This window comes from Ammoniphilus sp. CFH 90114, assembly GCF_004123195.1.
In the GTDB taxonomy this organism is placed as follows: domain Bacteria; phylum Bacillota; class Bacilli; order Aneurinibacillales; family RAOX-1; genus YIM-78166.
In genome coordinates this window covers 1-360 of record NZ_SDLI01000071.1, presented here as the reverse complement: position 1 = coordinate 360, position 360 = coordinate 1, and the positions used below count along the sequence as shown (strand labels likewise).

Sequence of the window (360 nt, the reverse complement as noted above, 5' to 3'; positions counted from 1 at the left end):
GCTTATGTCGGCTGAGGAAAGTCCATGCTCGCACAGGCTGCGATGCCTGTAGTGTTCGTGCTCGGTGAAAAAATAAGCCGGGGGACGTTAGCAATAGCGTTACGGCGGGAAAAAACGGCTAAGGCTTCGGCTATGCTTGAGTATCCCTGAAAAGTGCCACAGTGACGATACGCCTAGGGAAACCTAGGCGGTGGAACGCGGTAAACCCCTCGAGCGGGCAACCCAAACTTTTGGTAGGGGCGCTTCACATATGGAATTGAACGAAATGTGGGGGGAGAGGAAACTCTCGAGATAGATGATTACTGCCAGCTGATCGTTTGCCTGAAACGGTTGGGTGGTACAAAACATGGCTTACAGGGA

General features: G+C 52.5%; 1 other RNA gene. It reads left to right on the top strand.

What is annotated here, in order from left to right:
• Positions 1-359, top strand: an RNA gene (gene rnpB, locus EIZ39_RS26245) — RNase P RNA component class B; the annotation flags it as partial.
• Position 360 lies beyond the last annotated feature (1 nt).